Source organism: Bacillus cereus group sp. BfR-BA-01441, from assembly GCF_022663075.1.
GTDB classification, from domain to species: Bacteria; Bacillota; Bacilli; order Bacillales; family Bacillaceae_G; genus Bacillus_A; species Bacillus_A cereus.
Genome location: NZ_JAKUEU010000015.1, coordinates 1 through 14,877, shown reverse-complemented (window position 1 = coordinate 14,877; position 14,877 = coordinate 1). Strand labels below are relative to the sequence as shown.

Here is a 14,877-nt window from a genome sequence, read left to right as displayed (position 1 = left end):
TAAATGAGGATTTTTTTAACAAAATTCAAGTTCATATAACCTATATAAATGCCCACCGCTTATAATAGTTTTTTAATACTGCTTTATTCTCCCCTTAATATTTTTTATAATTTGCACCTTAAATGTATCACTTTTATTACCCTTATAAATATTTAGGGTTTTTAGAAATATTTATTTGATTTTTAGTAATATTAGGATTCTATTTTATCTAATAGAAACTAGAGGGTTTGAGAAAAGTATGTAATAATGCATAATAAATCAATCAGATATTATGATATACTTTCAAAGAGCTGATACAAAATTTCTTTAGATTGGAAAACTAAAGTCTTATCTACCTATTTGTGGGGACGCCTTATGGCGTCTTTTCTTTTTTAATATAAAAAACCCCCAAGCATTCATATGCTTAAGGGTTTATCAATTGAAAGGTAGAGCTGTTTGGAATTCCTTAAATTAAGAACAAAGCGGGATTACTCCTAAACCAATTAATAAAGCTGCAGCAAACGCTGAAATTGGCGCAGGAATCTCCGATACCTTCTACAACTAAAAAGTATTGTCCATTTACTACTTTAAAACAAACTAATTGTATGGCTAATCCTCCCTTATGTTAGGATTAATACATTATATTAAATAACCCCGTTATCGATATAATTATATAGTTTATTTTTTAGAAAATGTGTACAACATTCAGGGGAAGCACATTAAATTATCTTTCCCTTATTTTCAAAAGGACCTGCTCAATTCATACGTAAAAACATAAGGTAAATTAAATTGTATACACGCCGATCACGGTGATTTTTCGATGCCCCCATCATAATGAATCTCTCCTTTTCCTCTTTTTATCAATATTGGTAGGTAAAGAGGGGGCAGACACAAAAACAGGTTGTGGAGAAAGTCTTCTTCACAACCTGAGAGTAAGTTATATATTCAAATATGACTTGTTCTTTTAACTATTTAGTCTTTTATAATCTGCTATAGTCGATATAACTAGAATCATAATAAATCCACTGACCTGTTCCAATTCTTAGCCAACCATTCTTTTCTTCATATACTGTAACTTTTTCGCCTTTACTTGTCTTTCTAACAATAGAATAGTTTGTACCTGATCCGCTTCGAACATTTACCCCAATACCATTAATTTGAGCCGTTCCAATTACCTTTTCTACACTACCATTTTCAATTACTTGTAGCATATTTAGAATGAATGTTGCTGTTTCACCACGAGTTGTTGTTCCTTTAGGGTCGTATTGATTGTCACCCTTACCTCTTACAATACCTAGGCCATACAGTCTTTGTACGTCTTCTTTATATATAATTTGGTCTTTATCTGAGAATGGTAGGTTTACAACTGGTCCCCATATACCTTTATACTGTAAAGCCTTGTTTACAATAATTGCTGATTCTTCTCTTGTAATAGGTGTGTTTGGGTCAAAATAACCATCTCCTCTACCTTGAATGATACCTGCACTTGCAGTACGTTTAATACCATCCCGTAAAGTTGAATTTGCATCGTTTAGGTCTTTAAATGAAGCATCTCCAGCTGGCAGGTTTAGAGAGTTAGAGATTAATTGAGCAAATTCGGCTCTTGTTATCGCTCTATTGGGTGCGAAAATCCCGTTTCCTTCCCCTATCATAATCCCCCTTCTATTTAACTCTCGAATAGCTTCTTCATACCAACCTCCTGTAATGTCATCTTTTGGTTGATAAAGATCATTATAATACCCCTCAACGCTATTTACGAATACATCCCATTGCCCATTATTAATCATGTTAGCAGGGCAGATTTTACCGCTCCATTTTTGGTGTTTTACAATGTTATTTAACGGTACACCAGTTTCTTTCATTAAATAAGCTACAAGTTTCTTAGCGTTATCTACCGCTTTACTGTAGTTTCCGTCACTGTTAACTGCGATTTCAATTGCAATGGATTCTCTATTACCTGGACCATCACCATCTCCTGCATGCCATCCGTTCTCGTTTAATGGAAGGTGTTGATAAATCTCTTTATCGTCTACTGTAAAATGCCACGATGCAGCTCGGTCTGTGTTGCCTACTGCTTGGTTATAAAGGTATTGGGCGTGGTTTCTAGCACCTGCTCCTACACTTGTATTATCAGTCTCATGAATTGTAATGTACTTTGGACTCATATAGTTTTGAGGGCGAATATTATCGTTACCTGCTGGTACAATCCATTCAGTGAATGGGACACCATTTATTGTACTAGAGGTGCTAGGTGATATGGGAGACAAACTACGTTTTGTTCTGTTTGAATTGTTAGGAACAGTTAGTGTACCTGTTTCTTCATGAATACCTTCTGAACGTTGAAGACTATCTACTTTTTTATTGTCGACAGTGCCTCCACCACGTCCGTCTACCTCTTTAAAACTAGCTTCAATACTTTTTAAAGCCTGTTCATCTGATGTTGTTTTACTTTGTTCCTGAACGTTTGTAGATTGCTTATTGTTTACTAATTGTTGTTCCTCTGCAAACGATACCAATGGTGAAGATAATACCGTTAATCCTGCCGTGAATGCTACTACTTTTTTATTAAATTTAATGTTCATTTCTATTTTGGTATACCTCACTATTTTATAGATATACCTTCCTCCTTGTACTTCTTTTAGTGTGAATATTAGTTTAAATAATGGTAGCCTGAACCCTCAAAATAACAAATTGATTTTACATTGCATATGTCAAACCGACATCTATAAATCCTACTTGAAATGTTAGTACTTTAGAATTATAACACAGCACGGTTGCAATACTTCCAAGACTCTTGCAAGTAATCTCCTAATCTTGGATATACTGATAGTATGACTCTAAAAAAGGGCATGATCACATCGCTATCAAGCTAAGATTATACAATGTCAAGTATAGTAGTGATTATTTCTTTTTTTTAAAAGCCAAACTTAGAGAATTTAAAGGTTTGCATGCGAAATAAACCCTATCGGGTTTCATTTTTTGAATTAGGCCGCTTAATAGGTCATATTCAAGTTGAATTTTCATCCCAGCAGTATAGCTACACCTCCAGCCCCAGGATAAATGGTTGAAAATATATCTGAAAGCTGAAATGCAGTGGAATCTAAAATGCGAATACGCTTGAAAATAGAGGTGTATGGAGAAGAAAGTGGTATAGATGAAGTTAATTTTTTATTTAGAAGGTTAGTCAATATATGTTGTAAAAACTGAACGGCTGATTTATTAAACCTTTGATACAGTCCTTCCGGACTGATGAGTACTTCTGTGGATGCTTCTAAACAGCTAGATAGCTGCGCTAAAGAGGTTGTAGCGATATTTTGACTTATCCATATACATAAAGCGACTAAATCTTTTGCTTGGTACTTACTGGATCGTTACACAAAACCGACATCTCTAGCAAGAGTTCGTAAGATATTTGGGGATAAAAAGCTTTGAATCTCCTGTGCGAATAGTTTTAGTTGGTCAGATACAGAAATAGACATACAAAAAACGCCATCCTCTCTTATGATTCTACAGAAAGGATAACGTGTTTTTTGCTTTATGGATAGTGCAATACCTTAGTTCCTTTTATATATTTACATAATTAGCGAAGGAGGATCTATACTTTCTCTAAAAAACCGCTTCTCTTTTATAGCGAAGCGGTTTTTTTATGAATACAACTATGAATTAACTTTAACTGTTCTGTTTATATATCTTTTCACTTTTGTTTTCCATGTGATGTATAATGCTTTCTCCTTCAACATCAATGTTAGGTAAAATTTTATCCAGCCATTTTGGCAAGTACCAGGCTGACTTACCCATGAGAGCCATGACCGCAGGTACGATTGTCATTCTCACGATGAATGCGTCGAAGAAAACACCGAATGTAAGAGCCATGCCTATGGATTTAATGATGCTATCAGGTGCCAACATGAATCCAATAAATACAGACATCATAATTAATCCTGCTGCGACTACAACTTTACCGCTCTCTCGCATTCCTTCTAAAATAGCTCTCTTCGGGTCGCCTGTATGCGTATATACTTCCCGCATCTTGCTCACTAGGAACACCTCATAGTCCATGGCAAGTCCGAACAGGATGCCAATCAGAATAACAGGCAAGAAAGCTAAGATTGGACTGGCAGCTGGGAAACCAAATAAACTTTGGAAATGCCCATCCTGCACGAAAAATACCACGGCTCCCAACGTAGCACCAAGAGAAAGTAGAAACCCTAATACTGCTTTTAATGGAATGAGCAGAGATCTAAACACTAGAACTAAGAGTACATATGCAAGTCCCACAATTAGAGCAGCGAAAACTGGCAAGGCATCACTCAGCTTTTGCACAATATCAATATTCATTGCTGCTGTGCCCGTTACCATTAGTTCAATTCCATTTTCTTTCTCGGACTGGTTTGATTTGTCCCGAATCGCATTTACTAAATCCTTCGTCTTTGTATCGTCAGGTCCTGTTTTTGGTGTGACGGAAATCATATAAATCTTTCCAGAAGGACCAGGGATAGCTGGTGTCACACTTTTCACGTCAGATAGGTTACCCAATTCTTTTGTAATAGTGTTCATAACATTTTGCGTTTCAGCTGTTGCTTCCTCCGATTTAGCCACTACCGCTAAAGAGGCATGAATTCCTTCTCCATATGCTTCCGTCAATAAATCATATGCTCTTCGTTCTGTCGTTTCTGTGGACTTTGATGTTCCATCAGAAAGCAGCCCAAGGTTCATATGGAAAAATGGAATCGTAAGCACTGCAAGTAGTCCGATGGCGAAAATCGAAACAACCAGAGGACGTCTTACGACAAATTCCCCCCATTTATTTGAACCAGTGCGTTTCTTACCTGCCCCAGTCATCTTTTGCAAGAATCGATTTTGTTTAGATGGGGCAATCTTATGGCCGATAAGTCCTAATATGGCCGGTAATATGACGACGGAAACCACCACAGCTATGAACACAGTAAAAGCAGCGGATACGCCCATCGCTATTAGGAATGGAATCTTTGTAACAGACAGTCCCAAAAGACCAATAATAACAGTTAATCCCGCAAAGATTACGGCACTTCCCGCTGTGCCCGTTGCAATGGCAATAGATTCTGGCACAGAATCTCCTTGTGCGAGCTGCTGTCTAAAGCGATTGATAATGAAAAGCGCATAGTCAATGCCTACTGCGAGTCCCAGCATGGCAGCTAATGTTAAGGAAACAGATTGGATTTCCACATAATTGGTTCCAATCATGATTCCTAGCATTCCAATCGCTAATCCAATTATCGCAGTGAGAATCGGCAGTCCAGCTGCTAGAAAAGACACAAAAGTAAATGTCAGGACTACGAAGGCAACAAGTACTCCAACAATTTCAGTCATACCTGAAGTCTCTGAGTCGGAAAACTTAATATCGCCTCCTGATAGCTCCGTTTGAATGCCGGCATCTCTTGTTGTTTCAATACTATCTAAAATCTTATCCTTAGAAGCTTCTGTGACCTTTTCCGCTTTCACTTTGTACGTAACAATTGCATATCCGATTTTCTTATTTTCACTAAGGTTCTGCAGTTGCATCGGTGCTGCCACAGAATCAACAGCTGAATCTTTTTTAATCTCACCTAGAACTTCTGCAATTTTCTGTTGTACTTCCGCTGACTCCAAGGTTTCGTTTTTTGGTGCTTGAAATACTACTTTTACTTGTGCACCTGCTGGTTGCATCGCTTTAAACTCTTTTTCAATTACTTTTCCTGCTTTATCTGCCGGTGTATTCGGAATGCTCATTTCATCATTGAAAGAGGAACCCATGTTGACTCCAATAAATACAAATGCAATAAGAATTGCGAGTGCACTGAATACAACCTTTTTCCTATGATTTACTGCCCAATGTCCTAACTTATAAAGATATTTTGCCAATTAAATCTCACCCTACTCTCGTTGAAAATTTGTCTTGTTCTTACGTTGTAATCTAGAAACGCACAAACACCAAAAACACATATTATTCATATAAAAGGATTTTAAAATGTTCATTGTAAATTGTATCGGTATATCCCTACCTATTTATAGCTTGCAAAATGGCGGAAAATTGCCAGTAGGAAACAAAGAAAATGGTACACATTGACAGCAATGATGGCCTTTTATACAATGACATTATCACTACACTAACAATTGTACTTACATGTGTAAGTATAACAGTGAATTTTCATCTTTCAAGCACTATGTGATAATTTGCACTTAAAACGAACAGAATGAAGGGATGTGTTAGCTTTGAGGAAGTCAAGAGAAGACAGTATACACTCTCAGAGATACATTATGGAGGCATTGAGCGCACTGTTGCATGAACATAAACTGCAAGATATAACCGTAACAGCTATTTGCAAAAAGGCTGGAGTTGCCAGAGTCACATTCTACAAATACTACCGTAACGTTTACGACGTCGTACAAGTATCAGTGGATGAAATTGTTCAACAATTCTTGAAAGAGGTTGATAGTTTGGATCCGTATGAAAGTATGCAGCTAATTATTGAATATATTATAGAGGGCTTTGTGTCTGCACAGAAGCCGTCAGGAAAGTTAATTGATGCAAATATATCTAGTATGATGCTTGATTATTTGAATTACACAATGGAAAAGGTTTTTCAAGCGGATATTACGCGCAATCATGACATAAGCAGAATGCAAATCCTGTTTTTAGCAGGCGGTATCTTTAATATTGTTAACGATTGGCTTAAAAGAGGAGCAAAAGAATCTCCCCAAGCACTTGCTGCAAAAATATACGAGATTCTTCCATATGGGACAACAGATACAAGGAATTTGGCAAATTCATGATGCAACTGTTCTACCTTTGATTACATCTAAAAAAATGGGCATCACATAAATAGCTGTGAGTAGTTCATCTAACTATAAACGACCGTTTTGGGTTAAAAAAGCAAAACCTTCTTTCATATAGTCTCGCCACACATCCATCAACTTAAGATCTCATAATACCCTCTGTACGAAAAACGGGTGCATTTTGCTCGCTTTTTATTGTTTTGGGGTACTCGTTCTTTTTAAGTTGATGGGCATGGGGTACCGCCACATCACCATCAAGCTAACAGAACAGATTACCCCCTAAACGAAAATTTTGTGTCTTTTTTTAGCGCAGAAGTTCATTATTATCGTTTTTTATGTTCCTTAACTTGATAGAGGTGTGGTGGATCCCTTTTTTAGAAGTAAATACTTCTAAAACCTTGAAGTATTTGAAAATCAATTTTATCTGCTTTTGTCCTTTGAATTATAAAATCTAATCCATTTTTGGTATTGTCCGCATATTTAGGCATCGCTTCAAGAGTATCTGTCAATGGTTTGTTGAAATCGTCCCAATGTATTGGAATAACAAGCTTCGGTTGTACTTTTCGTACAGTTTGCTTGTAATACGTATTTTGGAAAGTACTTTCCTGCTTTCCTAATACCCCTATTCCTAAAAACAAGACATCAGCTCGAATATCATCTAATACTCCTTCTATATAGTTAGCACTTGGTTTAACAAGGAAAGTTTTATTATTATGTGTAATCAAGTAATCATAAGAAGAGTCTTCATGATAATCTAGGGCTTTAGCAGGTTGTTTAAGTGGCTTTTTTATTTTTTCTCCTTCATCAAAGGTTGGTGAATGTTTCGATGGAAGGACAGTAACAGTAAAATCACCAAACTTCATAGCCTTATTTACTTCATATACAGACATCTGGTTCTTATTTATATCACTACCAATACCTATGTTAATTGCTGATTCTGAACCATATACATGTGTTCCAGTTCGTTTAGCTATATAAGCTAAATCAAACGCATGATCATAATGTGTATGTGCAATAAATAATCCCTTAAGTTTATTATTATCAACCCCTATTTGATTAAAAACTTTATCCACAGTATCTTCATCTGTTTTTATATTGCTGAACAACATTTTTGGTAAGGATGGCCTAGAAATAAAACCATCAATCATTAATTGTGTATTTCCATCATCAAATAGTAAAGATGATGTTCCTAAAAATGTGACGTTTACCTCACCTTGATTCAATACTTTTTGTGTTGTTTTTGGAGCATAATACTCCTTGTATTGTTGAATATCTGCTGAAGGTGTTAAAAACTTGTAATAAACGAAAATAGAAGCGATTATTACTAGTAATCCTATAAAAAACACCCTTAATTTTTTCTTAATGTGTATTTCAAAAAACATTCTCCTTTCTAGACAAAAGATATTTTTGTTTGCCTGTGCTAAATCCTCCTACTTGAGGCTACCACAAAGTATCTATAAAATTTTAAAAACGCCATCCTTTCCTATGATTTTACAGAAAGAATAGCGTATTTTTTCATATTAAAGAAATTTAGTTTTGTTAGCTTGATAGTGATGATATAGTACCAACAAAGAATTTTGTACTCTAAGAAAAATTTGAATCCAATAAAAACTTTCTGTAAGGTTCATTCCCTACAACTTCATTAAGAAATTTATAAATTTCTTATTTTTATCTTTATTTACTCATAAAATATCCAATTGTATAGATAATCCATAAGTGGACCGGGTAGAAAATATAAAACATATATTTTGTGAATGCATTATTTAAACCACGTTCCCCGTTATATAAAAAGAAGAACGGTAACGCAAATACCATCATCCATTGGTTATTAAAACCAAACAAACCCATGTCTGTAAAAATTTCTCCCGCCATAAGTAACGGTGGGACATCCATTAATGAAAATAATACATATGTGATAATTAACCATTTTTTCTTTTCTTTAAAGAAATAAAAGATCAATGTCATGAAGACGCCTATAAAACTTGCTTCTGTAAATATTCCTAATGTACCCAAAATAATTGTAGCTGGAATTCCGAGTAAATAGTTTTTTGTACGTTTCATATAATCAATGGAACATAATAATACTATCCCAAACCCAAGTGATAAGAAAATATTATTTGATAATCCAGCCTCTGTCGGGAAGATATATTGAATAATCGCTGAACCAGCAAACATAATTGCTGCCCACATAAATACACGTGTAGCATACTTTGTACGACTTCTTGTATAAAAGAATCCTTCCACTACAAAATAGAAGAAAATTGGTGCCACAATACGTCCTGGATGATGCATCCACATTGGCATACCTGGAATATAAGTATATACATGATCAATGACCATAAGGATCATTGCAAAAATCTTTAATTGAAAAGCATTTAATCTCATAAAAATATAAAACCTCCACTTTATATATTACTCAAATACTATTAATCCTTTAGGAGAACTATATTGTTTCTTAAATCAACGATATACTTATATAAAGTTTCTATAGTAAAAGCATCTCTTATTTATCCAAGGGGTTCTTTTTCATGAAAAGAACCCCTTGAAAATTATAAATACAGGTATACTTTCTATGTTATTTTTAGATCAAGCACCTATATTATTAGAAACATGCATTGTTAATTCAGAAGTTTTTTCAAATAACTTCGTCGAATGATGAAAAAGCTTATAACAAATAGCAATAAAAATATTCCTACGCCTATTACTGTGACTCCATAAAGTGCTGATGAAAAATGGTTACGCATTGCAAGCATTATTCCACATAGAAGAATAGATGCAAGTGTAAACGGGACAAAAATTAAAGTTGCCAACTCCTTAGTCACAACAGCAACTAATTCTTTCACAGAAAAGCCAAGTTTTCGGATTCCTGCATATTTTTCTTTTTCTCCTTCAAATGACGTTTGCAGATAGAAATAAAGAATACTCATTGCCGCGCTCAAGAAGATAAGGCTCAACATGAAACCGATAAAGAATAGAAGACTCACTGTCGTTTTTTCAATCTCGTAAAAATTAATTTTAGAAGAAATTAGGCGCTCATTTGGTATTGTTGAAATTTTAGAAAGAATCGTTTCGGACAAGTCGAGCTTTTCTGTCCAATTATCAATTTCATAAGCAAATACTTTAAATACAGGATAGTCAATAGTTTCATAAACAGCATCTGGGACGATATAGTACATCTTTTGGAAACCTGAAGTTAAAATATTTCGTTTCTCAAGACCCGCATATTTAAGTTTTCCTAACGGGTAGTCACGAATAAATTCTATACTTGGAAGAGCATAGTTATTTCCTGCTGCAACATAGTATTCATCATCCTTTAGTGAAATTGTCTTATGAAAACCAAGGGCATTATAATTTGAAACTGACATAAAGCCAATATTATGATTTTTATCTGTTTTAAATGCAGAATAATATGCATCGTATTTACCTTGTTTTGCTAATGCATTTTCAATAAATGAAATATCTTTCTTTTCAACTTCCGGTGCATTACCTGAGAGTGAGATATATTCAAAGCTGTACGGATCTATTGATTCTGCTCTCGTATTTATATTGTAATAGGAACTGTACAGTACATTTGTACATAAAAATACACCTAGCAACAAGATTGTTAATAAATAGATAAGATGGGAATGTGAGCGACCTTTGGCCTTTATGTTCGAAACGTAAAGCATATTTGTTTTTTTGTAATACGACGGTCGTTTTTGTAATACATGAATCGATACAAACATTCCCTGCGTGATAATAAAATATATGGCTAATAGCGAACTAACAAATAGTAAAATGTAATGGATGGTTCCAGATGATTCAACCCAATTCACTTCTAATATGAGCGATAGTGCTAAGAATACGCTGGTAATTACTGATAGTAACAACTTCCATGGTGCAGGCACAATTAATTTTTCCTGTGTTACATCTGCTTTTAACAGATGTACAGCTTCTTCTTTGTTAATAAAACGTGTGATAAATTTAGAAACGATACAGAATAAAATTGCAAATAAAATAATAGTTAATGCGATAGCTTGTATTGGTATATACATACCAAAGCTATTCACTTGTAACACCCTTTTGGTAACCATTAAAAACAACGGGGCGATTACAAGCCCAAGCACAATCGCTTTTATAATCGCTACACTAGCAATAAGCATATTTTCTCTGAACACCATCTTACGCACTTGCTTCATAGATGCTCCAGTAATCATAAAAATGCCAAGACTTTTTGTTTTCTTTTTCAAAAACGAAAACATCGAATAAATGATGAAAACGAATGAAAAAATATATACAATACAGCTCGTAAGTATCATTACAAGGCTAAGTGTGCTTCCTGTTTGAATGCTCGCTAACATAGGATGAAATGCTACAATCGAAAATAAGAAAAATATCAAAATGGAAAATACACTGCTTAAAAAATAAGAAATATATGTCCATTTATCGCGCAAAATGTTTTGAAGGACAATATGATTAAAACTCATGCTGCCCACCACCTAAAAATGTAAGTGTGTCCATAATTTCTTGATAAAACTTCTGTTTATTATTGCCTCGATGCACCTCATTATAAAGAATACCGTCTTTTATAAAGATTACGCGATGTGCAAAACTAGCAACATAGGCATCATGTGTCACCATTAAAATAGCTGTGTTAAAAGTCTTGTTAATTGACTCAAACAATGTCATAACATCATTTACCGCTTTAGAATCTAGGTTTCCAGTTGGTTCATCAGCTAATAATAAACCTGGTTCATGAATAACAGCTCGAGCAATTGCCACACGTTGTTTCTGTCCACCTGAAATTTCAAATGTACGTTTCTTTAAAATTTCTTTAATACCTAAAAAATTTGCAACTTTCTCTAAACGTTTGCTCATTTCCTTAGCTTCTACAGAGTCAAGTACCAAAGGTAATAAAATATTTTCCTCTACTGTTAAAGTATGAACAAGGTTAAAGTCTTGAAAGACAAACCCTAATTCTTTGCGACGAAACTTCGCTAGTTCATTATCATTTAATTCATAAGGATTTTTTGAATTAATTGTAACTAAGCCATTAGTTGGGCTATCGATTGTTGAAATGCAGTTAAGAAAAGTTGTTTTTCCGCTACCAGAAGGCCCCATTACCGCAACAAACTCATTCATGTTTAAATTAAAATCAATACCTTTCAGTGCTTGATAGGAAATTTCTCCTGTATATACTTTTTGAAGCTCTTTTACATTTAAAATGGTGTTTGACATCAGTACCTCACTCCTTTGTATCTTTCAGTATTTGATTATAGATGGGCCTTTTACTTCTTAACATCTTTCAACGTGACAGCAATATGACAAAATTGTCACATTCAAAACGGCTACCTTATTTGGTAGCCGTTTCTATACTTCTTGAGAGGTCTATTGTAAATGTTGTTTCATTATCTTTAGAATATAGATGGTATGGATGATTTAATGTAGTAAGAATACTTTTTACTAAATAGAGACCGATACCAGTTGCTTCTCCTTTTGTACGTCCTTTCGTTCCCGTGTAAAATAATTCAAAAACACGTTTTATTTCACTTTCAGGTATCGTTTCTCCTTTATTTTTAATAAGTAACTGCCCATTTTCATAGTGGATTATAATGGATGAGTATTTTTCTCCATATTTAACAGCGTTACTTAATAACTGGTAAACCACAACCTTTAGCCATTTACGATCTGAATAGAAAAATATATGCTCAGGTATAGTGCTCTTAGGAAAGATTTCTTCCTCAATAAAATAATCCCTTAAATCATTAATAACTTCCTGCACAATATGTTTTAACGGAATTGGTTCTATTTTTAAATCTGCTAATAATTTAGTAGAGCGACTATAGGTTAGTAACTGATTTAAAGAGAAGTTTAGTTTATCGCACTCAACTTTTACCTTTTGCCATTCTGCAAGGGAATTTGGTTCCTTAAACTGATTAGATTGTATAAGCAGTTGAATGACAGAAAGTGGCGTTTTCATTTGATGAACAGCATGAGAAATCATTAATTGCTGATTATGTAAAGAACTCTTATATTCCTCTTCTTTTGATAGAAATAAGGATTGAATATATTGCAACTGAGATGCGTATGCTTTTTCGTATGAAGCTATTGGCTGATAAATCATAAGACTGTCCGTATGGATGTTCTTGTTCTCAATATGTGCATACATTTTTTTACGGCGTAAATAACGACAAAAAAGTAGTATGATTAATAGAGAGAAGGCTAGAAATATAAAATAGGTATAATGATTTTCAAAACCATCTAATCGATGAATCATAATTGGTAAGCTAATAAATGTAATGATATACAAAATAATAAAGCTCATATGGTCTTTTAAAAATAACTTCATGTGAGTTTCTCCGTTAATTGATAGCCAATTCCTCGTATAGTTTTAATTTCTAAAGTAGAATGAATGGCTTCTAATTTCTTTCGTACTCTTGCAATATTTACTGTTAAGGTATTTTCCTCAACAAATTCTTCCTCATCCCAAATGGCTGTAAGTAGTTGCTGTCTTGTTACAACATTAGGATACGCTTCAAAGAACATTGTACATAGCTGGATTTCTTTTATTGTTAATAGCTCCTCCTGATTAGGTGTGCATAATCGTACAGTATCCAGGTTTAAAGTTGTATTTCCTATTTTTATAATTTTCCCCTGTACATTTCTTGCATATTCGCCATATATACGACGAATTTGTCCATTAATTTTTGCAAGTATCACTCCTAATAAAAAAGGCTTAGTAATGAAATCATCCGCCCCATTTTCAATGCCATACACTTGATCTGCCTCACTCATACGAGCAGAGAGAATCACAATAGGACAATTTGATATTTGTCTTATTTTACGGGACCAATAATAACCATCAAAAGCAGGAAGGGTAACATCCATTATGACAAGGTGGGGTTGAAAGTCTTGAAAAATTTCTAATACCTTTTGAAAATCTTCTACAACGAGGCAATGATATCCATATTTTTTAAGATGGTTTTTTAGCGTATATGCTATATTCATTTCATCTTCAACAATCAATCATTTATACATTTCATCCTCCGATTTATTTATTAACTTTGTCTCATACCTTAATTTTAAACCATTATTGCTTTTGCTCAAAATAAGGGCAGTCTTATACTATATGGGGTGGCACCAAATGTCCATCAACTTAAAGGTTTTATAACACCAAAAAATGGGCTTTTTTAATACAAGTTAGCAGAAAATTTCGTTTTGGGGGTATTTGTTTTTCTTAGCTTGATGTGCATAGGGTACCGCCACATCAAGCTAAGAAAAACAAAATACACCCTAAAATAAAAAACGCCATCCTTTCCTATGATTCTACAGAAAGAATAGCGTATTTTTTCTTTTTATGGATACATTTTTTAGCTCGATAACGATGGGGTGTTACCTCAAATATAATTATTTTATTTACATGTTTCTTTTAAATTTCTTTCAAATCTTTTCATAGGTTGGTATACAAGAACGTGTAGTGATAAACCTATCACTGCAGTAATGTTTAAAATAATACTTATAATCATTAAAGACCATTCTATAACTGGAGAAAAGTATCCATTCGTACTTAACGTAGAAGAACTTATACCAAGTAGTAAAATCACTATTAGTAAAGGTAAGTTTTTAACCAATTTGAATCCCCCTTTAAATGTAATATCTTTATATTATTATATCACACACTAATTTATGTAATTAATATAAGATAGTTATCTATGGGCAATTTTACATGTTTTTTTTGTTACAAGTTAGCACGAAATTTTGTTCTGGGGTACTATAAAATTTCCGCTTGATGGCGATGTGGTTCTATCCCATCGCTATCAAGCTAAGAAATTCATTGTACACCAAAACGAAAAAAGATGAAAAAATAATAAAAAGCTTATCATTAAGTGCTAAAAGATAAGCTTTTTTGTCTATACTTATTAAATTTTATTTGATTTCTTCCATGCTAATACTGTAATAAGATATTGAATACCAAATAGGAAAGCGAAAAGTATAATAAATCTTGCTATTACTGATAACCATCCACCGAAATCTTCAGGTAAGTTATATTTGTATGTGGTAGCACCTATTGCGACAAAACAAAAAATAAAGGTATTACTCATTTTTTCTTTTAATTTTTCTTTT

The 14,877-nt window shown here is 33.9% G+C and carries 10 protein-coding genes and 2 pseudogenes; 1 reads left to right on the top strand and 11 read right to left on the bottom strand.

Translation table 11 applies throughout. From position 1 onward, the window contains the following. Positions 1-959 precede the first annotated feature (959 nt). The 3 genes and pseudogenes from MR107_RS09005 to MR107_RS08995 form a co-directional block, all read right to left on the bottom strand. Entirely contained in the window at positions 960-2,561 is a 1,602-nt protein-coding gene (locus tag MR107_RS09005) for an S-layer homology domain-containing protein (RefSeq protein ID WP_242292265.1), read from the bottom strand. A 406-nt stretch (positions 2,562-2,967) separates the two neighbouring features. Then, positions 2,968-3,458, bottom strand: a pseudogene (locus MR107_RS09000) (transposase); the annotation flags it as partial. Between the two features lie 190 nt (positions 3,459-3,648). Further along, positions 3,649-5,859 (bottom strand): MMPL family transporter, encoded by a 2,211-nt coding sequence (locus tag MR107_RS08995; RefSeq protein ID WP_242292264.1) that lies wholly within the window; start codon positions 5,857-5,859, stop codon positions 3,649-3,651. A gap of 396 nt (positions 5,860-6,255) precedes the next feature. Here MR107_RS08995 and MR107_RS08990 point away from each other — a divergent pair, with 396 nt between their 5' ends. After that, complete coding sequence (locus MR107_RS08990) at positions 6,256-6,771, top strand: TetR/AcrR family transcriptional regulator (RefSeq protein ID WP_088321822.1); 516 nt, start codon at positions 6,256-6,258, stop codon at positions 6,769-6,771. A 377-nt stretch (positions 6,772-7,148) separates the two neighbouring features. Here the strand turns inward: MR107_RS08990 and MR107_RS08985 are convergent, their stop codons facing one another. The 8 genes and pseudogenes from MR107_RS08985 to MR107_RS08950 all read right to left on the bottom strand — a co-directional run. After that, a complete protein-coding gene (locus MR107_RS08985) occupies positions 7,149-8,156 on the bottom strand; it encodes an MBL fold metallo-hydrolase (protein ID WP_242292263.1) in 1,008 nt (335 codons plus the stop codon). 292 nt (positions 8,157-8,448) lie between these two features. Further along, entirely contained in the window at positions 8,449-9,159 is a 711-nt protein-coding gene (locus MR107_RS08980; RefSeq protein WP_088346586.1) for a TraX family protein, read from the bottom strand. Between the two features lie 233 nt (positions 9,160-9,392). Continuing rightward, positions 9,393-11,240, bottom strand: coding sequence for an FtsX-like permease family protein (locus MR107_RS08975; RefSeq protein ID WP_088321825.1), 1,848 nt, complete (start codon positions 11,238-11,240; stop codon positions 9,393-9,395). Then, positions 11,230-11,991, bottom strand: coding sequence for an ABC transporter ATP-binding protein (locus tag MR107_RS08970; protein WP_088321826.1), 762 nt, complete (start codon positions 11,989-11,991; stop codon positions 11,230-11,232). Before MR107_RS08970 ends, MR107_RS08975 begins: the two co-directional genes overlap by 11 nt. 115 nt (positions 11,992-12,106) lie before the next feature. Then, positions 12,107-13,102, bottom strand: a complete 996-nt coding sequence (locus MR107_RS08965; protein ID WP_242292262.1) for a sensor histidine kinase — start codon at positions 13,100-13,102, stop codon at positions 12,107-12,109. After that, a complete protein-coding gene (locus tag MR107_RS08960) occupies positions 13,099-13,779 on the bottom strand; it encodes a response regulator transcription factor (protein ID WP_255854085.1) in 681 nt (226 codons plus the stop codon). The genes MR107_RS08965 and MR107_RS08960 overlap by 4 nt, the downstream gene beginning before the upstream one ends. A 386-nt stretch (positions 13,780-14,165) precedes the next feature. Further along, complete coding sequence (locus MR107_RS08955; RefSeq protein ID WP_000240400.1) at positions 14,166-14,384, bottom strand: hypothetical protein; 219 nt, start codon at positions 14,382-14,384, stop codon at positions 14,166-14,168. Between the two features lie 288 nt (positions 14,385-14,672). Then, positions 14,673-14,877 (bottom strand): annotated as a pseudogene (locus tag MR107_RS08950) (DUF6773 family protein); the annotation flags it as partial.

What these genes read in the sequence shown, in the direction of transcription:
- MR107_RS09005 (WP_242292265.1), bottom strand. Translation starts at nt 2,561, where the DNA reads ATGAACATTAAATTTAATAAAAAAGTAGTAGCATTCACGGCAGGATTA.
- MR107_RS08990 (WP_088321822.1), top strand. Translation starts at nt 6,256, where the DNA reads ATGGAGGCATTGAGCGCACTGTTGCATGAACATAAACTGCAAGATATA.
- MR107_RS08985 (WP_242292263.1), bottom strand. Translation starts at nt 8,156, where the DNA reads ATGTTTTTTGAAATACACATTAAGAAAAAATTAAGGGTGTTTTTTATA.
- MR107_RS08980 (WP_088346586.1), bottom strand. Translation starts at nt 9,159, where the DNA reads ATGAGATTAAATGCTTTTCAATTAAAGATTTTTGCAATGATCCTTATG.
- MR107_RS08975 (WP_088321825.1), bottom strand. Translation starts at nt 11,240, where the DNA reads ATGAGTTTTAATCATATTGTCCTTCAAAACATTTTGCGCGATAAATGG.
- MR107_RS08970 (WP_088321826.1), bottom strand. Translation starts at nt 11,991, where the DNA reads ATGTCAAACACCATTTTAAATGTAAAAGAGCTTCAAAAAGTATATACA.
- MR107_RS08965 (WP_242292262.1), bottom strand. Translation starts at nt 13,102, where the DNA reads ATGAAGTTATTTTTAAAAGACCATATGAGCTTTATTATTTTGTATATC.